Here is a 22,631-nt window from a genome sequence, read left to right as displayed (position 1 = left end):
CATTCTCAGCGGCTCTCCCTCTCGAAAGCGGTTGCAAAGGTACGCACTTTTTCCGCTTCTGCAACTTTTATGCAATACTTTTTTGCAGATTTTTTGAAGATTTTCTGTAAACAGCTGTGAACAAGACAGTTGCAGGTGAACATTTTTGACGTTCCAATAAACGGACGGAAACAGCATTACATTATGTATTTCGCGCGGGCGTGTGTACGCGCATGTATAAAACTCACACCGCAGGCACATTTTTTCCAGAGACTCCCGACATTTTCTATGTTTTCCTCTCGGGAAACGTATGTTTCCGCCCTGGAAAACGTACGTTTCCCGAGAGGAAAACATACGTCTCTCATATCGGAAACATAGAAAACTTAAAGGCAACAAAGGATTATCTCACCGACAAATCATTCATATCTTTATTCATCATAAAATGCCTCCAACACTTTTATTTCACAAATGACATGGAGGCACCAACAAATTAGATTTTTCTATTTTCCTCACTCAAATCTACAATAAAGAGAGAAACCACCTTCATATAAATATACATGTCCCCACAAATTTATACCTACCTCTCTCCCAACATAGCACAAAGTAACTTATCTTTGCAGAAAAAGACACAAGCCATGAAAAAATCTCTCTTACTTCCACTCGCAGGATTACTAATGATGAGCAGTACATCCTGCGTGACAAAGAAAAAATTTCTGATTGCTGAAAATGGTAGAATCGAAGCTCTTTCCAGAGGAGACAATCTTCAAGGACAGCTGAACGAATGCCATAACGAAATGGGAAAAATGCGCGAACAAATAAGCCAGCTGGAGCAAGATACAAACCGACAAGGAAATTCCATCCGACATTACCAGCAGCTATTGTCCAGCAACATGAGCGAACAGGAAAAACTGAACACGCTACTAGGAGAAAAACTGAAAGAACTAGACGAACGTGAGAAAACCATTCAGGAGCTTCAAGGAATGATTGACCAGCAGAATGCCAAAGTACAAAATCTGCTTAACAGCGTAAAGGATGCATTGCTCGGCTTTAGTAGCGACGAATTGACCGTACGCGAGCAAAACGGAAAAGTATATGTAGCTATGTCAGATAAGCTGCTGTTTCAATCCGGAAGCGCCAAACTTGACAAACGTGGCGAAGAAGCCTTGGGGAAACTGGCAGAGGTACTGAATAAACAAAACGAAATAGATGTATATATCGAGGGACATACAGACAACAAACCCATCCATACTGCACAATTCAAAGACAACTGGGATTTAAGTGTCATCAGAGCAACCTCCGTGGTCCGCATCCTGATTGAAAAATATCAAGTCAATCCCCTCCAGATACAGCCCTGCGGCCGTGGAGAATTTATGCCAGTTGCCGATAATGAAAGTGCTGAAGGACGGGCCAAAAACCGCCGGACTGAAATCATTATGGCACCGAAACTGGACAAGCTGTTTCAAATGTTACAAAAATAAAAACTAATCATCCTTTATATGGTAAGGATATGTAATAAGAAAGCCGACTTCTCTGTAGCATACAGGAAAACGGCTTTTTTATTACACATTTATATACCAACGCATAGGTCTGTCAACTTCCTTTCCCCCTCTATCAGTCCGACCACCTCCTACTCTCTCCTTTCCGCTCTGCCCAAACAGTCCATGACTACTATATCAAGTTCCACAGGCATCAGATTCCCTTTCTAACCCAATTCAAAACAACATATTTCTCATTTTTCCGATTTCTCAAATGTTAAAAGCAAAAGAAAGGCTAAAAAAACAGGAAAACATGCTCTAAAACATGGACTTTTATTAGTGTATTTTTACACTTATCCGTAATATTGCAGTCGAATTAGTGTTATTCATACACTTTGAAAAGAAAACACAGAAAAACATATTTTGATAACCATGAAATCAATACACAATAATTAAAGTACAAACAATTATGAATTGGAATTCAACTGAATTTATTTGGCTCGATTGGCTGGTCCTCGCCATCGGAGTCGTAGCGATTGTATGGGCTGTTTACCGTGCAATTAAAAAGGATAAAGAAAAAATGAAAGGTGCAGACAGTCAGGACTACCTTTTCGGTAAAGGGGAACCTTGGTACATCATCGGTGCTGCCATCTTTGCAGCCAATATTGGTTCTGAGCACCTTGTAGGATTGGCCGGTACAGGTGCCAAAGACGGTGTGGGTATGGCACACTGGGAAATGCAAGGCTGGATGATTCTTATTCTGGGATGGTTGTTCGTTCCGTTCTACCAGCTACTGAATAACAAGATGGGGAAAATCATCACCATGCCGGACTTCCTGAAATTCCGTTACACACAACGCACCGGCTCATGGCTGTCTATTATTACCCTGATTGCCTATGTGCTGACTAAAGTATCTGTAACCGCATTCACTGGTGGTATCTTCTTTGAATATCTACTTGGACTTCCTTTCTGGTGGGGAGCTCTTGGCCTTATTTTTATTACAGCTATTTTCACTGTTTTTGGTGGTATGAAAGGAGTCATGACACTCTCTGCCATCCAGACACCGATTCTTATTATCGGATCATTCCTTGTTCTGTTTCTTGGATTGAATATCCTGGGCGATGGCAGCATTTCGGAAGGATGGTCGCAGATGATGGCCGCATGTAATGCCGCACACGACGGTTTCGGTACGACCCACATGTTCCATACAGATCCTGCCGACCCGATGTATCCGCAATTCCCTGGTTATGTGGTATTCCTCGGAGCATCCATTATCGGTTTCTGGTACTGGTGTACTGACCAACACATCGTACAACGTGTACTTGGCCAGACCAAAGGAGAAGACAACCGTAAAGTCATGGCACGCGCACGCCGCGGTACAATTGCAGCCGGCTATTTCAAGTTGCTCCCCGTTTTCATGTTCCTGATTCCAGGTATGGTAGCTTTCGCTTTGTCACAGAAGACTGGCAGCAACATCGTGATGGACATCACTAACACACATGACACAGACGGTGCGTTCGCGATGATGGTAAAAGACATCCTGCCTGCAGGTGTGAAAGGTATTGTAACCGTAGGCTTTATCTGCGCCCTGGTAGCTTCCTTGGCTGCCTTCTTCAATAGTTGCGCGACATTGTTTACCGAAGACTTCTATAAACCGATGAAGAAAGGCATGAGCGAAAGCCATTATGTAATGGTAGGACGTATTGCCACTATCGTAGTCGTAATCTTGGGATTGGCTTGGATGCCTATCATGATGAACATGGGCAACCTGTATTCTTATCTCCAAGATATCCAGTCTCTGATTGCCCCTGCTATGGTAGCTGTATTTACCCTCGGTATCTTCTCCAAACGTATCACTCCGAAAGCTGGTGAATGGGGTCTGATTGGAGGATTCCTCATCGGTATGCTCAGATTGTTGACCAACGTACTCACCGAATCAGGTAAAGCCACTATGGAAGGTGCATTTTGGGAACATACCACTTGGTTCTGGCAGACCAACTGGCTGATTTTCGAAGTTTGGTTACTCGTCTTCATCATTATTATGATGTACGTGGTATCCATGTTCACGGCAAAACCGACAGCTGACCAAATTGCAGCCATCACCTTCACGAGTGACTACAAGAAAGCCATCCGTGAAAGCTGGAATGCATGGGATGTGGTTGCCACACTGGGCGTGGTGGTTCTGTGTGGATTGTTCTATGCATATTTCTGGTAATCCGTAAAAACAAACATCATATAAAGGAAGAGGATATACAGGAAATTTGTATATCCTCTTTTTTTAGAAAAACCATCGAAAAGCATCGATTCTATGTTGAAAAACATTGGAAAAAAATGAACAAGTAATCATTTTAAGTGTTACTTTTACACCACAAATAAAAACATCAATAATTTCATATGAAAAGCATGAATAAATCTATTTTAGGGGCAAGTATCATTCTTGCAGTATTGAGCGGTTGCGCTTCCAAGCAAGCCCAGCAACCTGAACTGACATTATCAGGCTTGAACCCTGCTAACTTTGAAACTACAGTGGGAGGGAAACCTGTCAAACTCTATACGTTGAAAAATCATCAAGGCATGGAAGTCTGCGTCACCAACTTTGGAGGACGTCTGGTCTCTATCATGGTCCCGGACAAAACCGGCAAGATGACAGATGTAGTCCTTGGCTTCGACAGCATTGCTGATTATCAGAACATCCCCAGTGATTTCGGCGCTGCCATCGGACGATATGCCAATCGAATCAACAAAGGGAAAATGACCATTGACGGACAGGAAATCCAACTTCCGACAAACAACTTCGGCCATTGCCTGCACGGAGGTCCTACCGGATGGCAATATCAGGTATATGATGCCAATCAAACCAATGACAGTACCATTGTGCTGACTATGAAATCACCGGATGGAGACAACAACTTTCCAGGTAACGTCACAGCGCATGTTACCTACTCTCTGACTGCTGACAATGCCATCGACATCCAGTATGATGCAACGACTGACAAAACAACCGTCATCAACATGACGAACCACTCTTACTTCAACCTGAGCGGCGATCCGTCAAAACCGGCCACCGACCATATTCTGTATGTCGCTTCCGACAGCATCACTCCGGTAGACAGCACCTTCATGACTACAGGCGAAATGATGGCTGTAAAAGATACTCCATTCGACTTCAACACGCCGAAAACTATCAGCCCATCAGTGACCGACTTCAGCAACGAACAAGTGAAATTCGGCAACGGATTCGACCACAACTGGGTATTGAAAACAAAAGGCGATATCAGCCAGGTGGCAGCCAAACTGACCTGCCCAACCAACGGTATCAGCCTGGAAGTATACACTAACGAACCGGGTATCCAAGTATATACCGGAAACTTCCTCGACGGCACAGTAAAAGGAAAGAAAGGCATTGCCTATCCGCAGCGGGCTTCTGTTTGTCTGGAAACACAGCACTATCCTGACAGCCCCAACAAACCCCAATGGCCTTCTGTTATCCTAACTCCGGGACAAACCTACCAGAGCCACTGTATCTTCAAGTTTACAGTGGAGAAATAACAGATACCTACAAGAAACCAAGTTGAAAAGAACAAAAAGTCAAAAATTGAATGACCACTTACTATAATCATAATCCCAAATTCTACGTCGGCATCGACTGCATCATCTTCGGATTCGAAAAAGGAGAACTCAACTTACTGCTGCTGAAACGCAATTTCGAACCGGCCATGGGGCAATGGTCGCTGATGGGAGGATTCATTCAGGAAAATGAAAGTGCAGACGATGCGGCCAAACGGGTACTAAGCGAACTGACAGGACTGGAAAATGTCTATATGGACCAGATTGGAGCCTTCGGTGCCGTTGACCGTGATCCCGGAGAACGGGTCATCTCACTGGCCTATTACGCGCTGATCAACATCAACGAGTATGACCGCGAGCTGGTACAACAGCACAATGCCCACTGGGTGAATATCAATGAGATTCCGGACCTGATTTTCGACCACAACGAAATGGTAGAAAAGGCCCGTGCCATCATGCGACAGAAGGCATCCAGGGCACCTATCGGCTTCAATTTACTGCCAGAGTTGTTTACCCTGACACAATTGCAGAACTTGTACGAAGCCATTTACGGAGAACCGATGGACAAGCGCAACTTCCGTAAACGCATTGCTGAAATGGGATTTATTGAAAAAACAGATAAAATAGATAAAACAGGATCCAGAAGAGGAGCTTCTCTTTACAAATTCAATGACAAGGCTTATCAGAAAGATCCGAAATTTAAACTTTAATCACATGTTAGAAGCACTAAAAGAAAAAGTATTCCATGCAAACCTGGATTTGGTGAAGCACGGATTGGTGATTTTTACGTGGGGAAACGTGTCGGCCATTGACCGTGAAAGTGGTCTGGTAGTCATTAAACCCAGTGGAGTATCTTACGATGAAATGAAAGCCGATGATATGGTAGTAGTAGACTTGGAAGGAAATGTGGTAGAAGGCGACTTGCGCCCTTCCAGCGACACTCCAACCCATCTGGTACTCTATAAAGCTTTTCCTGAAATTGGAGGAGTTGTACATACCCACTCTACATATGCCACCGCATGGGCCCAAGCCGGATGCGACATTCCGAACATCGGTACTACTCATGCAGACTATTTCCACGAAGCAATTCCCTGCACGGCCGACATGACAGAAGAAGAAGTGAAAGGAGCTTACGAACTGGAAACAGGAAATGTCATTGTGAAACGCTTCGAAGGTATGAATCCGGTACACACTCCAGGAGTGCTGGTAAAGAATCACGGACCTTTCGCATGGGGTAAAGATGCACACGATGCCGTACACAATGCCGTTGTCATGGAACAGGTCGCAAAAATGGCCAGCATTGCTTATGCCATCAATCCGCGCCTGACCATGAACCCGCTGCTGATTGAGAAACATTTCAGCCGCAAGCACGGCCCGAACGCTTACTACGGACAAAAGAAAAAATAAACCTAACTCTATAACGCCAACCAATTAATTATAAAATAAAATCACTATGAACACATTTGACCAATATGAAGTATGGTTCGTAACCGGAGCTCAGCTCCTTTACGGAGGCGATGCAGTCATCGCAGTAGACGCACACAGTAACGAAATGGTAGCAGGTTTGAATGCCAGCGGCAAACTGCCTGTGAAAGTGGTATATAAAGGTACAGCCAACTCTTCAAAAGAAGTAGAAGCCGTATTCAAAGCAGCCAATAATGACGAAAAATGTATCGGTATCATCACTTGGATGCACACCTTCTCTCCTGCCAAGATGTGGATTCATGGCTTGCAGCAACTGAAAAAACCGTTGCTCCATCTGCACACTCAGTTCAACAAGGAAATTCCATGGGACACAATGGACATGGACTTCATGAACCTGAACCAGTCTGCTCACGGCGACCGCGAATTCGGTCACATCTGCACTCGTATGCGTATCCGTCGTAAAGTAGTAGTAGGTTACTGGAAAGAAGAATCCACTCAGAAGAAGATTGCTGTTTGGATGCGTGTATGTGCTGCATGGGCTGACGCTCAGGATATGTTGATTATCCGTTTCGGCGACCAGATGAACAACGTAGCCGTTACCGACGGTGACAAAGTAGAAGCAGAACAGCGCATGGGATACCATGTAGACTACTGCCCGGTAAGCGAACTGATGGAATATCACAAAGCTGTAAAAGATGAAGATGTAGATGCATTGGTAAAAACTTACTTCAGCGAATACGACCACGATGCAGAACTGGAAAACAAATCTACTGAAGCATACCAGAAAGTATGGAACTCAGCCAAAGCTGAACTGGCTCTCCGCGCCATCCTGAAAGCAAAAGGTGCTAAAGGTTTCACTACCAACTTCGACGACCTGGGTCAGACAGACGGCAGCCACTTCGACCAGATTCCGGGTTTGGCATCTCAGCGCCTGATGGCAGAAGGATACGGCTTCGGAGCAGAAGGTGACTGGAAATCTGCTGCTTTGTACCGTACAGTATGGGTAATGAATCAGGGATTGCCTAACGGCTGCTCTTTCCTGGAAGACTACACATTGAACTTTGACGGTGAAAACAGCGCCATCCTGCAGGCCCACATGCTGGAAGTTTGCCCAATGATTGCTGCCAAGAAACCTCGCTTGGAAGTACACTTCCTGGGTATCGGCGTTCGCAAGAGCCAGACTGCACGTCTTGTCTTCACTTCTAAGGTAGGTACAGGATGTACAGCTACTGTAGTAGACCTGGGCAACCGTTTCCGCCTGATTGTAAACGATGTAGAATGCATCGAACCGAAACCGCTGCCTAAGTTGCCGGTTGCTTCTGCACTCTGGAAACCGATGCCTAACTTCGAAATCGGTGCTGGTGCATGGATTCTGGCTGGTGGTACACACCACTCTTGCTTCTCATACGACCTGACTGCAGAATACTGGGAAGACTATGCTGAAATCGCCGGTATCGAAATGGTACACATCAACAAAGACACTACCATCGGTGAATTCAAGAAAGAACTTCGCATGAACGAAGTTTACTATATGCTGAACAAAGCACTCTGCTAATACTTTGTCAGTTTTCATTAAAAGTGCTGGACAGAAGACTTCTTTCTGGCAGCACTTTTAATTTTTAATATTGCTTTATTTCTTAACTTTAAATTGTTGATTTTGATATGAAATCAGATGCTAAGTCAACCATTGAGGCAGGCAAGGCCATTCTGGGTATTGAGTTTGGCTCCACCCGAATCAAGGCTGTCTTGATTGACCAGGAAAACAAACCCATCGCACAAGGTAGCCACACATGGGAAAACCAGCTGGTAGACGGACTTTGGACCTACAGCATTGAAGCCATCTGGGCTGGGCTACAGGATTGCTATGCCGACCTTCGTACTAACGTAAAAAAACAATATGGCATAGAAATAGAAACACTGGCTGCCATCGGTATCAGCGCCATGATGCATGGATACATGCCTTTCAATGACAAGGGAGAAATTCTGGTGCCGTTCCGTACATGGAGAAACACCAACACCGGAAAAGCAGCTGCTGAATTATCTGAACTGTTTGTCTATAATATTCCGTTGAGATGGAGTATTTCTCATCTGTATCAAGCCATTCTGAACAAGGAAGAGCACGTAAAAGACACCACATTCCTGACCACCTTGGCAGGTTACGTACACTGGCAGATTACCGGTGAAAAGGTACTGGGTATCGGCGATGCTTCTGGTATGCTCCCTATCGACCCAGCTACAAAGAACTACTCTGCCGAAATGGTGGCTAAGTTCGACAAGCTGATCGCTCCTTATGGATTCAGTTGGAAACTGACTGACATCCTGCCTAAAGTATTGTTGGCTGGAGAAAATGCCGGTTGCCTGACTGAAGAAGGAGCCAAGAAACTGGATATATCAGGCCACTTGAAGGCAGGTATTCCTGTATGTCCTCCGGAAGGAGATGCAGGCACAGGTATGGTTGCTACCAATGCCGTAAAACAGCGGACTGGTAACGTTTCAGCCGGTACTTCTTCCTTCTCTATGATTGTACTGGAAAAAGACCTGTCAAAGCCTTATGAAATGATTGACATGGTCACCACTCCCGACGGCAGCCTGGTAGCCATGGTACACTGCAACAACTGTACTTCAGACTTGAACGCATGGGTCAACCTGTTCAAGGAATATCAGGAACTGATGGGCATGCCGGTCGACATGGACGAAATCTTCGGTAAGCTGTACAATAACGCTTTGACAGGCGATGCAGACTGCGGCGGACTGATTTCCTACAACTACTTCTCAGGTGAGCCTGTTACAGGACTGACAGAAGGACGTCCGTTGTTCGTACGTACAGCCAACGATAAATTCAATTTGGCTAACTTCATGCGCGCCCACTTGTATGCTTCTGTAGGCGTATTAAAAATTGGTAATGACATCCTCTTCAACGAAGAAAAGATTAAGGTAGACCGCATCACTGGTCACGGCGGATTGTTCCGTACCAAAGGTGTAGGCCAGCGCGTATTGGCTGCAGCCATCAATTCACCTATCTCCGTAATGGAAACAGCCGGTGAAGGTGGTGCATGGGGTATTGCCCTGCTGGGTTCTTATCTGGTAAATAATGACAAGAAGCAGTCTTTAGCCGACTTCCTCGACGAAAAAGTATTTGCAGGCAATGCAGGCGTAGAGGTATCACCTACGGCAGAAGACGTGGCCGGATTCAATGCCTACATTGAAAAATACAAGGCTTGTCTGCCCGTAGAAGAGGCTGCAGTAAAATACAAGAAGTAAAAAAGTGTGAAATAAATTAAGTTACTTCCACTTTGTAATTTACATATAAATGTCATACCTTTGCTCATAAATTCAAGAAGCAGGCAATGTTTCCATCATCTGCTTTATGTAGCATATAAATTAAAAAATTAATAATATGAACAGTAAACAAGTAATGAACCATGCTGCTGATAATATTCGTATTTTAGCTGCATCAATGGTTGAAAAAGCAAAATCCGGTCATCCCGGAGGCGCAATGGGTGGAGCCGATTTCATCAATGTACTGTACTCTGAGTTCCTGCAATATGATCCTCAGAACCCGAAATGGGAAGGACGTGACCGTTTCTTCCTCGACCCGGGACACATGTCTCCGATGTTGTACTCACAATTGGCACTCATTGGAAAATTCACATTGGAAGAATTGCAACAACTGCGCCAGTGGGGTTCTCCTACTCCGGGACATCCGGAAGTAGACGTAATGCGCGGCATTGAAAATACATCCGGTCCGCTCGGACAGGGACATACCTTTGCGGTAGGTGCTGCCATCGCTGCTAAATTCCTGGCTGCCCGCACAGGCAATCCTACTTTTGCAAAAGAAACAATCTATGCTTATATTTCAGATGGAGGTATTCAGGAAGAGATCTCTCAGGGCAGCGGACGTATTGCCGGATGCCTGGGACTGGACAACCTGATTATGTTCTATGACTCCAACGAAATTCAGTTGTCTACTGAAACAAAGGATGTAACAACGGAAGATACAGCCATGAAATACCGTGCATGGGGATGGAACGTCATCGAAATCAACGGTAACGACTGCGAAGAAATCCGTTCAGCCTTGAATACAGCAAAAGCTGAGAGCAAACGCCCGACTCTGATTATCGGTAAATGTATCATGGGTAAGGGTGCCCGCAAGGCAGACAACACTTCTTACGAGCACAACTGCAAGACTCACGGAGCTCCTCTGGGTGGCGACGCTTACAAAAATACCATCCTGAACTTAGGCGGTGATCCTGAAAATCCGTTCGTTATTTTCGACGACGTAAAAGAACTCTATGCCAAACGTGCAGAAGAACTGAAAGCCATCGCAGCTGCCCGTCATGAAGAAGAAGCTGCATGGGCTGCAGCCAACCCGGAAAAAGCCGTACAGCTGAAAGAATGGTTCAGTGGTGCCGCACCGAAAGTTGACTGGGCACACATCCAACAGAAAGCAAACGATGCAACCCGTAATGCTTCGGCTACCGTATTGGGCGCATTGGCACAGCAGGTTCCTAACATGATTTGTGCTTCTGCCGACTTGTCTAACTCAGATAAGACCGACGGCTTCCTGAAACAGACTCACGCCTTCACCAACGGAGATTTCAGCGGTGCCTTCTTCCAGGCCGGAGTAGCTGAACTGACCATGGCTTGCTGCTGCATCGGTATGGCCTTGCACGGTGGTGTCATCGCAGCTTGCGGTACTTTCTTCGTATTCTCAGACTACATGAAACCAGCTGTACGTATGGCTGCCCTCATGCAGTTGCCAGTGAAGTTCATCTGGACACACGATGCATTCCGTGTAGGTGAAGACGGACCTACTCACGAACCGGTAGAACAGGAAGCACAAATCCGTTTGATGGAAAAACTGAAAAACCACCACGGAAAGAACTCCATGCTGGTTCTCCGTCCGGCCGATGCAGAAGAAACAACTGTTTGCTGGAAACTGGCTATGGAAAATACCGACACTCCGTCGGCTTTGATTCTGTCTCGCCAGAACATCAACATGTTGCCGGAAGGAACAGACTATGCACAGGCTGCCAAGGGAGCTTACATCGTAGCAGGTTCTGACGAAAATCCGGATGTCATCATGGTAGCTTCTGGTTCTGAAGTTTCTACACTGGTAGCCGGAGCTGAATTGCTGCACAAAGACGGCATCAAGACACGCATCGTTTCTGTACCGTCAGAAGGCTTGTTCCGCAGTCAGAGCAAGGAATATCAGGAAAGCATCATTCCTACAGGAGCCAAAGTATTCGGTCTGACAGCTGGTCTGCCGGTAAACTTGCTCGGATTGGTAGGAGCTAACGGCAAAATCTGGGGTCTGGAATCATTCGGTTTCTCTGCTCCTTACAAAGTGCTGGATGAGAAGCTGGGATTCACTGCCGAAAATGTATATAAACAAGTAAAAGAAATGCTCTGATGAAAACGATAGGACTTGCATCCGACCATGCCGGATTTGAATTGAAACAATACGTCAAAAAATGGCTGGAAGCCAAAGGATGGGAATACAAGGACTTCGGTACCTACTCTACCGCGAGTTGTGACTATCCCGACTATGCACATCCATTGGCCTTGGCAGTAGAAAACGGAGAATGCTATCCGGGTATCGCCATCTGCGGAAGCGGAGAAGGCATCAGCATGACGCTGAACAAGCATCAGGGTATCCGTGCGGCACTTTGCTGGATTCCAGAAATTGCCCACTTGGCTCGACAGCACAACGACGCCAACGTATTGGTCATGCCGGGACGTTTCATCGACGAGAATATGGCCGACAAGATTATGACAGAATTCTTTACGACTGATTTTGAAGGCGGACGTCACCAGGCACGAATTGACAAGATGCCGGTTCGGTAAAAAGTCTTATGCATTGAGACGATATAGAAAATCCCGTTTCCATCCACGCGATTGGAAACGGGATTTTTTTATTCCTGAGGTCGGTTTCGCCGAAAGAAGTCCAACAACTCCTGATTCGCCCTACTGTCGAGTGCTACCTCCTGATTTTCCTTGAATATATCCAGTGTAGTGGAGCATTCTCCACAGATGTCAATGCCGATGACCTGTTCATGGTGCAACACCACAGACAACAGCTGTTCCAGTTCCGGAAGCGAAAGCAGTCCCTGATCCCAGTTGGTAGCAGCAGAATGGGCATCCAGCACATCCTTGTCAATCGACAGATAAACCGGACCTTCTACATGCTGGGCCGAGAAACGTTTCCAAGCCTCTTCATGCGAAAGTTCGTGCTCACCATAAAAAATCACCCGGTCACGATACGTCTCCGGAATAGCCTCTTTCAATTTCTCCGAAACCCCGACTAAAATAACCTTCCGCAAATAAGGATTGGTGTCCATCACATCCTTCACCCATCCTCCACACGAGATGACACCCTCGAATAGAGGAGGCTGCATATCCGGATGATGGTCAAATACCACCAAGGAAAAAGGTTTCCGGAGCTTATCGGTCCAAAATTTCGTCAGATAATGATAATTACCGGAGTCGATGAAATGGATAGCCTCCGCCGGATAATCTGCCATCAACCGCTTCAGGGCTTCAGCACTCTCCTTGTCACAATAACATTCCGTGCCCTCCAGATGCGTACAATCCAGCCATGTATAGTTCCGGTCATGGGAAAAACGCTCCCATTTGTACACATTCGTAAAATTCATAATTATCACTCGTCCGGTATTTGTCGTACTCATATTATTCTCCATTTTTACTCTATGGAAATTCCACAAATTTCATACCTTCACATGCATCCGAACTCAAGACTTCAGCTCACCAATCCATAAATGCCAGAATGACAGATGCCCGTAAAAAAATGATAAGAAACCTGATTCGTGCATGCAGGAGAAAAAAAATACCTATCTTTACGAGCAATATGCAGAAATAAGAAATAAAAAATAAAACTATAAACCATTATACCAATCATGAAAAAACTATTATTCATTCTATTGGCCTGTTTGCCTTTACTCGGAATGGCCAAAGATAAAAAAGACAATTCAGATCCCAAGTACTTGGCTGGAGCCATTACACTGGAAGACGGGAAAGTGACTTTCACCCATGACATCAAGGCCCCTTCCCTCTCCAAAGAACAACTCTACCAGCAAATGCTCGACTGGGCCAACGAGCGTTTCAAACCTGAAGACAAACTGCAAAGCCGGGTAGTCTACACCAACGAGCAAGAAGGTGACATTGCCGCCTCCGCTGAAGAATACATCGTATTCTCTTCTTCTGCCCTTTCGCTGGACCGCACACGTATTTATTACCAATATCTTATCCATGTGGACGATGGTATCTGCCACATGACAATGACCCGTATCCGTTACTGGTATGACGAAAACCGCGACGGAGGACAGAAATATACTGCCGAAGAGTGGATTACCGATGACATGGCACTGAACAAGAAGAAAACCAAACTGGCTCCCATCTGCGGAAAGTTCCGCCGCGAAACCATTGACCTGAAAGACCAGCTCTTCCAGTCGGCTACCGACGCACTGGGACAGAAAGTACTGGCCAACGAAACCGCCACACCCACTGTAGTACCAGCCACCCCATTGACTTCAGCCCAAAACGGTGAACTGAAAGAAGTGAGTGCAGCAGACCTTTCTGCCAACTGGAGCAGCCAGCTGCAGAACGGACGTATCACCTTGACCGCCAACGAAGAGGAAATCGAAATCAAACCGGAAAACTGGGGCGGATTCGGAAAACTGTTCAACAAGAACGTGGCCTACCTGCTGATTGCACAAGACCGTATTGCCCTCAGTGCCCTGATGGAACAGTGCACGGAATATAAGATTACCTTCTACGCACAGGGAAGCACCCAGCCGGCTGCGGTGATTGAATGCAAGAAGTCCATGAACCAGAAAATGACGGCCGACGACCTGAAATCACTGAATATTCAGGCAGACAGCAGTAAATCGTACACCATGTACACAGGCGAAATCACCCGTACTTTGCTGCGTCAGTAACCCCATCAAAAAACGCCCTTGCGTTTGACCCAAAACACAAGGACGTTTTACTTCAAACGCCTTGACGTTTTATCTAAAACGCAAGGGCGTTTAAAAGAAAACGCAAGGACATTTTTCCCCAAACGTCCTTGCGTTTTTTTATGAGCTATTTTTCATGAAATATCAAGCCTTCTGAAGCTGGCGATTCATGGCTGCCGCGGCACGCCGTCCGTCACCCATGGCCAGAATCACGGTAGCTCCTCCACGCACGATATCTCCTCCCGCATAAATAGTCGGGATAGACGACTGCATGTCTTCGTTCACGGCAATGGTTCCCTTGCGTCCCAACTCCAGCCCCGGAATAGAATGAGGCACAATCGGATTCGGCGATACGCCCACACTGACAATGGCCATATCAATGTCCAGTGTCACCGTAACCCCCGGAATAGGCACCGGACTGCGACGGCCGGATGCATCAGGTTCACCCAACTCCATTTTTTGCAATACCACCTGTTTCACACGACCTTTTTCGTCGGCAATGTATTCAATCGGATTGTGCAGGGTCAGGAATTCCACACCTTCTTCCTTGGCATGTTTCACTTCCTCCAGACGGGCCGGCATTTCTGCTTCCGAACGGCGATAGATAATCATTGCCTTTTCAGCTCCCAATCGGCGAGCAGTACGCACGGAGTCCATGGCAGTGTTTCCACCTCCAATCACGGCTACCCGCTTGCCGAAGGTCACCGGAGTATCGGAATCTTCACTGGCCGCATCCATCAGGTTCACACGGGTCAGATACTCGTTAGACGACATGATGTTGATAGAATTCTCGCCCGGAATGTTCATGAAATTCGGAAGTCCGGCACCCGAAGCCACAAAGATTCCCTTGAAGCCTTCGGCCTCCAGTTCCTCCACACTGAGGGTTTTCCCGATGATGCAGTCCTTCACAAAGGTCACGCCCATCTTCGAAAGATTTTCAATCTCCACATCTACAATCTTGTTAGGCAGACGGAACTCTGGAATACCGTATTTCAGCACCCCGCCAATCTCGTGCAGGGCCTCGAACACGGTCACGTCGTACCCCATCTTGGCCATGTCGCCCGCAAACGACAATCCCGCGGGTCCCGAACCGACCACCGCCACCTTGATACCATTCTTGGCCGCAATTTCCGGGACCGAAACCTGTCCGCTTTCCCGCTCGTAATCGGCAGCAAAACGTTCCAAGTAACCGATGGCCACTGCTTCGTGCCCCATCTTCAAGTGGATACACTTCGACTCACACTGCTTTTCCTGCGGGCAGACACGTCCGCACACAGCCGGAAGTGCACTGGTTTTCTTCAACGTACGCGCCGCCTCCAAAAATTCTCCACGCTCAATGTTCTTGATGAAGCCCGGAATATCAATACCCACCGGACAACCTTCCATACAGGAAGGATTGGCACAGTCCAGACATCGCTTGGCCTCCGTCAGCGCCTGTTCTTCGTTCAGCCCCAAGTTCACTTCCTCCTTGCGGCTGTGTGAACGGTATTCCGGGTCCAGTTCGTTCATCTTCACCCGCGGAATCAGGGTACGTTCTTTCGGCTTCATCCGCTTGCGCAACGCTTCGCGCCACTCCGCATTCCGGCCCGAAGCACTCTGTTCCGCTTCACATACCGCAGGATGCTCGTCCAGCTTATGGATTTCCTCCCGTTCGATGTCCTTGAAAGCACCCATACGCTTGAGCATCTCGTCAAAGTCCACCTGATGGCCGTCAAATTCCGGACCATCCACACACACGAACTTCGTCTTTCCTCCCACGGTGATACGGCAGGCACCACACATACCCGTTCCATCCACCATGATGGTGTTCAGAGACACATCGGTCGGGATGTCGTATTTCTTCGTCAGCAGGCAGACAAACTTCATCATAATGGCCGGACCGATGGCAAAGCATTTGTCCACCTTCTCGCGCTTGATGACCGCTTCCACTCCTTCCGTCACCAGTCCTTTCTGTCCGTAAGAACCGTCGTCGGTCATGATAATCACTTCGTCGGAGCTTTCCCGCATTTCCTTTTCCAGGATAATCAGTTCCTTGGTACGTCCGGCCAATACGGTAATCACCCGGTTGCCGGCAGCTTTCAATGCCTGTACGATGGGGAGCATCGGAGCCACTCCCACTCCTCCTCCGGCACAGACCACCGTACCGAAATTCTCAATATGAGTAGCTTTTCCCAACGGACCAACCACATCCGTAATATAGTCGCCTACATTCAGTTCGCATAAACGGGTGGACGAAAGCCCTACCTCCTGTACCACCAGTGTGATGGTTCCTTTCACCGGGTCGGCCGCAGCAATGGTCAGCGGCATGCGTTCTCCCTTTTCCCCTACACGGACAATCACAAAATGCCCGGCCTTGCGCGATTTCGCAATCAAGGGAGCCTCAATGACCAGCTTAAAAACTTTTTCGGAAAAATGTTCCTTCTGAAGAATTCTGTTCATGGTTTTATTGGATAAAGTTAATTATTAGTTGTTCCTTTTATAAATAAATTACCACAAAGTTAAAAGAAATAACAACACTTTCAAAGATTTTCCAAGCTTTCAATAAGATTCTGACAAGAAGTCAAAAGCACATCCTCAACTGCCCTCAGCCCACAGATAGTTAATTATGCATCTTTTTCAAATGGAACGAAAATAAGAAACAAATAAGACAATGATTATCAGCTAAATACAATTAATCAAAAAAATTTTTTTTCAGAAAAAAATGCTATTTATTCCGCAAAAATGACTCTTGTACAAAATTAAAGACTATCTTTGTAAGGTTACAATATGATATAAAAGCTCATGAATGAACGACTGAATCACATCAGACAACTGATAAATGAAGGAAATGTAGATACCGCTATATCCTGCCTGAATGATTTAATCCTCACCGCTTCCTCACCCATGCCGGAAGCTTATTATCTTCTGGGGAACGCCTTTCGAAAAAAAGGTGACTGGCAAGGTGCGTTGAACAATTACCAGGAAGCAATCTCTTTGGACCCGGACAGTCCGGCCACAGAAGCCCGAAGCATGATGATGGATATACTTAACTTTTATAACAAAGATATGTTTAATCAATAAGATATATAGAACTATGGCTAAAATGAAAGGAGTGGTTGTAGTAAACACGGAACGATGCAAGGGATGTAACCTATGCGTGGTAGCTTGCCCGTTGCACGTGCTGTCACTCACCCCAAAAGTAAATCAAAAAGGATATAATTTTGTACAGCAGGTAGTGGAAGATACCTGCAACGGATGCTCTTCGTGCGCCATCGTGTGCCCGGACGGATGTCTCACCGTATATAGAGCTAAATGTGAAGAATAAAAAAATGCCCAACAAGCAAAACCTAAGAAATTATGGCAGAAGAAGTTGTTCTTATGAAAGGTAACGAAGCTATAGCCCATGCCGCCATCCGTTTCGGCGTGGACGGTTACTTCGGTTACCCCATCACTCCCCAATCTGAAGTATTGGAAACGCTTGCCGAACAGAAACCATGGGAAACTACTGGAATGGTCGTACTCCAGGCAGAAAGTGAGGTGGCAGCAATTAATATGGTGTATGGAGGCGCCGGTAGCGGAAAAATGGTCATGACATCCTCCTCCAGCCCCGGTGTCAGTCTGAAACAGGAAGGTATCTCCTATATTGCAGGAGCAGAACTTCCGTGTCTGGTGGTTAACGTCATGCGTGGCGGCCCGGGTCTGGGTACCATCCAGCCAAGTCAGGCCGATTATTTCCAGACCACCAAAGGCGGCGGACACGGTGACTATCACCTCATCGCCCTAGCTCCAGCCTCCGTACAGGAAATGGCTGACTTTGTAGGACTAGCTTTCGAACTGGCTTTCAAATACCGCAATCCGGCCATGATTCTGGCCGACGGTGTCATCGGACAGATGATGGAGAAAGTGGTTCTCCCGGAATTCCGCCCCAGACGTACCGAAGAGGAAATCCTGGCACAATGCCCGTGGGCTACCACTGGCTGCAAAGGCCGCAAACCAAACATCATCACTTCACTGGAACTGGATCCGGCGGTAATGGAACAGCGCAACCTGCATCTGCAGGCCAAATACGCAGAAATCGAGGAGAAAGAAACCCGCTATGAAGAGCTGGATGCAGAAGATGCGGAATATTTGATTGTAGCCTTCGGTTCATGCGCCCGTATCGCACAGAAGGCAATGGAGCATGCCCGTGAAGAAGGCATCAAGGTTGGTTTGTTCCGCCCGATTACCCTGTGGCCGTTCCCGAGTAAAGCGTTGAAAGAAAGAGCCAAACAGGTGAAAGGTATCCTGACCGTGGAACTGAACAGCGGACAGATGATTGAAGATGTCCGCCTGGCCGTGGAATGCAAGGTACCGGTAGAACATTTCGGTCGTTTGGGAGGTATCGTTCCCGATCCGGACGAAGTAATCGAAGCCATTAAAGAAAAACTGATTCAGAAATAAATTATGGATACCGATAGAATAAGAGCCGTCTTAAACGTACTGTTTATGATTGGAGCGCTGATTTCCGTAATACTCTACTTCACCTTGGGAGACGACAAAACCGTATTCTTCTACGTATGCGGCGCTTCTCTCTTTCTGAAGATGATGGAGTTCGTGTTCCGTTTCTTTCTATGATAACCTACAGGAGAACCTATTATGACAAAAGAAGATATAATCAAACCTGAAAATCTGGTTTATCAGAAGCCTCGGTTGCTGAACGATAACCCGATGCACTACTGTCCGGGATGCAGCCACGGAGTAGTCCACAAACTGATTGCCGAAGTCATCGACGAAATGGGTATGGCCGAAAAAGCCGTCGGAGTAAGTCCGGTGGGATGTGCCGTATTCATGTATAACTACTTGGACATCGACTGCCAGGAAGCCGCACACGGACGTGCGCCTGCCTTGGCTACGGCCATCAAGCGCCTCTGGCCCGACCGTCTGGTATTCACCTATCAGGGAGACGGTGACCTGGCCTGCATTGGTACGGCAGAAACCATCCACGCCCTGAACCGTGGAGAAAATATCACCATCATTTTTATCAACAATGCCATTTACGGAATGACCGGCGGACAGATGGCCCCTACCACATTGTTGGGCATGAAAACTTCTACCTGCCCTTACGGCCGTATACCGGAAATCCACGGTTATCCGCTGAAAATGACTGAAATCGCGGCCACTTTGGAAGGAACAGCCTACGTGACCCGCCAGTCCGTACAGTCAGTGGCTGCCATCCGCAAGGCCAAGAAAGCCATCCGCAAAGCTTTTGAATGCTCCATGCAGAAAAAAGGCTCCAGCCTCGTAGAAATCGTATCTACCTGCAACTCCGGATGGAAAATGTCACCCGCCGATGCCAACAAATGGATGGAAGAACACATGTTCCCGTTCTACCCGCTGGGCGACCTGAAAGATACTACAGATATTAAATAATCACTCGCATACCTATGAAAGAAGAAATTATCATCGCAGGATTTGGAGGACAAGGGGTACTTTCCATGGGAAAAATCCTGGCATACTCCGGGTTGATGGAAAACAAGGAAGTGACCTGGATGCCTGCCTACGGTCCCGAACAGCGCGGAGGTACGGCCAACGTCACCGTCATCGTCAGCGACGAACGTATCTCTTCCCCGATTCTCAGCAAATACGATACGGCCATCATACTGAACCAGCCTTCACTTGCCAAGTTTGAAAACAAAGTAAAACCGGGCGGCGTACTGATTTACGACGGCTATGGTATCATCAATCCTCCGACTCGTAAGGACATCCACGTATACCGCATCGATGCCATGGATGAAGCCAACGAACGGAAAATGGCCAAGACCTTCAACATGATTGTGCTGGGCGGTCTGCTCAAGATACGCCCCATCGTATCTATCGACAGTGTGATCAAGGCACTCCGCAAGACCTTGCCCGAACGCCATCATCACCTCATTCCGATGAACGAAGAGGCTATCAAAATCGGTATGGAAATCATCAAGGAAGTCTGATTCCCATCAGGAACCGATATATCTTAAAAACAGAAAGGCTGCAAGGAAATTTATCAATCGAATTTCCATGCAGCCTTTTGTTTGCCATACACTTTCCGAATCCGCCTAACTTCCCTACTTTTTGAAAGACACAACCGCCCGTTTTCGCTTTTTTATTGTATCTTTGCCCCATTATGAAGAAAGTACTTTTTACAGCCATACTCCTGTTTCTGTGCCACACCTTGTATGCACAGGTTCCCCTCTCGCAATACGGACAAGGAATGTCTGCCACTGGAAGGGACAACAACAGATATGACCGCAACGGAAACCCCATAGATACAACTGCCGTCATCGATGCCAGCACCGTACCGGTAGGACTGAGTGCCTGGAAAATTGACACTCGCTTCGGCGAAATGACCCCGGTACCCATAGATACGCTGCAACACGGATTCCAGAACTCCAATGACACAGGAGGTCCTACGGGACACTATACATACTTAGGAAACCTCGGCGCACCGCGTATCTCGCATGTGTTTTTCGAACGGAAAGAAAGCAGCCAGTTCTTCTTTACCGATCCGTACGACTTCACCGTGAGAAAACCGGAGGACGTGATTTATACCAACACCAAATCACCGTTTACCAACCTGACTTATTTCAAACAAGGTGGCGGACGTAACGGAGAGGAACGCTTCAAAGCCTATTTCGCCGTCAACGTGAACAAACGGCTGGGATTCGGTTTCGATATCGACTATACCTACGGACGTGGTAAATACGACAGCCAGTCTACTGCCTTGTTCAACGGCAATCTTTTCGCTTATTACCATGGCGACAAGTACGACATGCACTTCAGCTTCATCAACGACAACCTGAAAGTAGCCGAGAACGGAGGTATCACGGACGACCGTTACATCACCAACCCGCTGGAAATGGCTGAAGGAAACCGTACGTATGAAACCTACTCCATTCCGACCAACTTATCGGACATCTGGAACCACAATACGGGGTATCACGCCTTCCTGACCCATCGCTACAACTTAGGATTCTATCGTGACGTGACGACCGAAAACGACACCATCACCAAAACAGAGTTTGTACCGGTCACCAGCTTTATCCATACCGTCAATATGGACATCAACCGGAGAAAATATATTTCTTACAACACAGCTCAAAACGAACAATATTTTGAGCACAACTATTTAGGAAAGGATTCATTGGATGTCACCAAGAACTTCTCCATCAAGAATACGGTGGGCATTGCACTTCGGGAAGGCTTCAACAAATGGGCCAAGGCCGGACTGACGGTATTTGCCAGCTTTGAGCACCGTAACTTCACCCTGACGGATACCATTACGGGGACAGCAGGCCGGCGTATTCCTACCAGCCACAAGGAAAACGTACTTTCCATTGGCGGTCAGCTCATCAAATCGCAGGGAAAGACCCTGCACTACAATGTGCTGGGTGAAATCGCCATGATTGGCGAAGATGCGGGACAATTCAGTGTAGAAGGACAAGGTGACCTGAACTTCCGCCTGTTCAATGATACGGTACGTCTGGAAGCCAATGCCTACATCAAAAACCTGAACCCGACTTTCTACTATCGACATTTCCATTCCAAGCACTATTGGTGGGACAATGACCTGAGTAAAATCATGCGCACCCGCATTGAAGGAAAACTGAGCATCGACCGCTGGCGGACCCAGCTGAAAGCCGGAGTGGAAAACATCACCAATTATACTTATCTGGACAATACGTCGGTGAAATACACGAACTCCAATGATGTAACCAGCTATAAGAATAACATGGCCGTAAGCCAGTATTCCGGAAGTATCCAGGTATTCAGTGCTACCTTACGGCAGGACTTCAAATTAGGTATCCTGCACTTGGACAATGAAATAACCTACCAGAAGACGAGCAACGAAACCGTGCTGCCCTTGCCGGAACTGGTACTTTACCATGACTTGTATCTCCAGTTCGGACTGGCCAAGAACGTGCTTCAAATTGAAATGGGAGCCGACATGCGTTACTTCACACAATATTATGCTCCCGACTATGCTCCGGCTATCGGACAGTTCTATCTGCAGAATCCGGATACTCGCTACAAGGTGGGAGGCTATCCGCTTATCAACGGATACATCAACCTGCACCTGAAACGTACCCGTATCTTCGTGCAGATGTACAACCTGCTGCAACGTACCGGCGAGAAGAGTTACTTCCTCGCTCCCCACTACCCGCTCAACCCGCGTATCTTGAAAATCGGTATTTCATGGAACTTCTTTGATTAACGG

19 protein-coding genes are annotated in these 22,631 nt (G+C 46.9%); 17 read left to right on the top strand and 2 right to left on the bottom strand.

Annotation, left to right across the window (positions count from 1 at the left end):
• Nucleotides 1-614: 614 nt before the first annotated feature.
• The 9 genes from RDP42_RS08285 (at nucleotide 615) to rpiB (ending at nucleotide 12,293) form a co-directional block, all read left to right on the top strand.
• On the top strand, nucleotides 615-1,457 hold the full coding sequence (locus RDP42_RS08285; RefSeq protein ID WP_308763300.1) for an OmpA family protein: 843 nt from the start codon (nucleotides 615-617) through the stop codon (nucleotides 1,455-1,457).
• 466 nt (nucleotides 1,458-1,923) lie between these two features.
• Nucleotides 1,924-3,669, top strand: coding sequence for a sodium:solute symporter (locus RDP42_RS08280; RefSeq protein WP_308763299.1), 1,746 nt, complete (start codon nucleotides 1,924-1,926; stop codon nucleotides 3,667-3,669).
• A 179-nt stretch (nucleotides 3,670-3,848) separates the two neighbouring features.
• Complete coding sequence (locus RDP42_RS08275; protein ID WP_308763298.1) at nucleotides 3,849-5,003, top strand: aldose epimerase family protein; 1,155 nt, start codon at nucleotides 3,849-3,851, stop codon at nucleotides 5,001-5,003.
• A gap of 50 nt (nucleotides 5,004-5,053) precedes the next feature.
• Complete coding sequence (locus RDP42_RS08270; protein WP_308763297.1) at nucleotides 5,054-5,731, top strand: NUDIX domain-containing protein; 678 nt, start codon at nucleotides 5,054-5,056, stop codon at nucleotides 5,729-5,731.
• A 4-nt stretch (nucleotides 5,732-5,735) separates the two neighbouring features.
• On the top strand, nucleotides 5,736-6,428 hold the full coding sequence (locus RDP42_RS08265; protein WP_204475865.1) for an L-ribulose-5-phosphate 4-epimerase: 693 nt from the start codon (nucleotides 5,736-5,738) through the stop codon (nucleotides 6,426-6,428).
• Between the two features lie 46 nt (nucleotides 6,429-6,474).
• Nucleotides 6,475-8,001 carry an L-arabinose isomerase gene (araA, locus tag RDP42_RS08260; protein ID WP_308763296.1) on the top strand — a complete coding sequence of 509 codons (1,527 nt, stop codon included), beginning with the start codon at nucleotides 6,475-6,477 and terminating at the stop codon, nucleotides 7,999-8,001.
• A gap of 107 nt (nucleotides 8,002-8,108) precedes the next feature.
• The gene (locus RDP42_RS08255) at nucleotides 8,109-9,707 is read left to right on the top strand and encodes an FGGY-family carbohydrate kinase (RefSeq protein WP_308763295.1); all 1,599 of its coding nucleotides are present in this window, start codon (nucleotides 8,109-8,111) and stop codon (nucleotides 9,705-9,707) included.
• A 136-nt stretch (nucleotides 9,708-9,843) separates the two neighbouring features.
• Complete coding sequence (locus RDP42_RS08250) at nucleotides 9,844-11,859, top strand: transketolase (RefSeq protein ID WP_308763294.1); 2,016 nt, start codon at nucleotides 9,844-9,846, stop codon at nucleotides 11,857-11,859.
• Nucleotides 11,859-12,293, top strand: coding sequence for a ribose 5-phosphate isomerase B (gene rpiB, locus RDP42_RS08245; protein WP_204475869.1), 435 nt, complete (start codon nucleotides 11,859-11,861; stop codon nucleotides 12,291-12,293). Before RDP42_RS08250 ends, rpiB begins: the two co-directional genes overlap by 1 nt.
• 68 nt (nucleotides 12,294-12,361) lie before the next feature.
• On the opposite strand, the gene RDP42_RS08240 is transcribed toward rpiB, so the two are convergent.
• Nucleotides 12,362-13,135 carry an arginase family protein gene (locus RDP42_RS08240; RefSeq protein ID WP_308763293.1) on the bottom strand — a complete coding sequence of 258 codons (774 nt, stop codon included), beginning with the start codon at nucleotides 13,133-13,135 and terminating at the stop codon, nucleotides 12,362-12,364.
• A gap of 228 nt (nucleotides 13,136-13,363) precedes the next feature.
• Between RDP42_RS08240 and RDP42_RS08235 the strand changes: the two genes are divergently transcribed.
• Nucleotides 13,364-14,404: a DUF4468 domain-containing protein gene (locus RDP42_RS08235; protein WP_308763292.1), complete on the top strand. Its 1,041-nt coding sequence runs from the start codon at nucleotides 13,364-13,366 to the stop codon at nucleotides 14,402-14,404.
• Between the two features lie 162 nt (nucleotides 14,405-14,566).
• Here the strand turns inward: RDP42_RS08235 and RDP42_RS08230 are convergent, their stop codons facing one another.
• Entirely contained in the window at nucleotides 14,567-16,861 is a 2,295-nt protein-coding gene (locus RDP42_RS08230; protein ID WP_308763291.1) for a bifunctional dihydroorotate dehydrogenase B NAD binding subunit/NADPH-dependent glutamate synthase, read from the bottom strand.
• Nucleotides 16,862-17,203: 342 nt separating this feature from the next.
• On the opposite strand from RDP42_RS08230, the gene RDP42_RS08225 reads away from it, so the two are divergent.
• From RDP42_RS08225 to RDP42_RS08195, 7 genes are all read left to right on the top strand, one after another.
• Nucleotides 17,204-17,482 (top strand): tol-pal system YbgF family protein, encoded by a 279-nt coding sequence (locus RDP42_RS08225; protein ID WP_303914868.1) that lies wholly within the window; start codon nucleotides 17,204-17,206, stop codon nucleotides 17,480-17,482.
• 13 nt (nucleotides 17,483-17,495) lie between these two features.
• Entirely contained in the window at nucleotides 17,496-17,726 is a 231-nt protein-coding gene (locus RDP42_RS08220) for a 4Fe-4S binding protein (RefSeq protein WP_022354230.1), read from the top strand.
• 32 nt (nucleotides 17,727-17,758) lie between these two features.
• The gene (locus RDP42_RS08215) at nucleotides 17,759-18,841 is read left to right on the top strand and encodes a 3-methyl-2-oxobutanoate dehydrogenase subunit VorB (RefSeq protein ID WP_204475874.1); all 1,083 of its coding nucleotides are present in this window, start codon (nucleotides 17,759-17,761) and stop codon (nucleotides 18,839-18,841) included.
• A 45-nt stretch (nucleotides 18,842-18,886) separates the two neighbouring features.
• Nucleotides 18,887-19,015: a hypothetical protein gene (locus RDP42_RS08210; RefSeq protein WP_262483167.1), complete on the top strand. Its 129-nt coding sequence runs from the start codon at nucleotides 18,887-18,889 to the stop codon at nucleotides 19,013-19,015.
• A 21-nt stretch (nucleotides 19,016-19,036) separates the two neighbouring features.
• Nucleotides 19,037-19,810 (top strand): thiamine pyrophosphate-dependent enzyme, encoded by a 774-nt coding sequence (locus RDP42_RS08205; protein ID WP_303914873.1) that lies wholly within the window; start codon nucleotides 19,037-19,039, stop codon nucleotides 19,808-19,810.
• 14 nt (nucleotides 19,811-19,824) lie between these two features.
• Nucleotides 19,825-20,367: a 2-oxoacid:acceptor oxidoreductase family protein gene (locus RDP42_RS08200; protein WP_204475876.1), complete on the top strand. Its 543-nt coding sequence runs from the start codon at nucleotides 19,825-19,827 to the stop codon at nucleotides 20,365-20,367.
• A 173-nt stretch (nucleotides 20,368-20,540) separates the two neighbouring features.
• Complete coding sequence (locus RDP42_RS08195; protein WP_308763290.1) at nucleotides 20,541-22,628, top strand: putative porin; 2,088 nt, start codon at nucleotides 20,541-20,543, stop codon at nucleotides 22,626-22,628.
• Nucleotides 22,629-22,631: the final 3 nt, after the last annotated feature.

It is taken from the genome of uncultured Bacteroides sp. (genome assembly GCF_902472605.1).
In the GTDB taxonomy this organism is placed as follows: domain Bacteria; phylum Bacteroidota; class Bacteroidia; order Bacteroidales; family Bacteroidaceae; genus Phocaeicola.
Note: the sequence above shows the minus strand (reverse complement) of the source record. Positions and strands in the feature narration are given on the sequence as shown.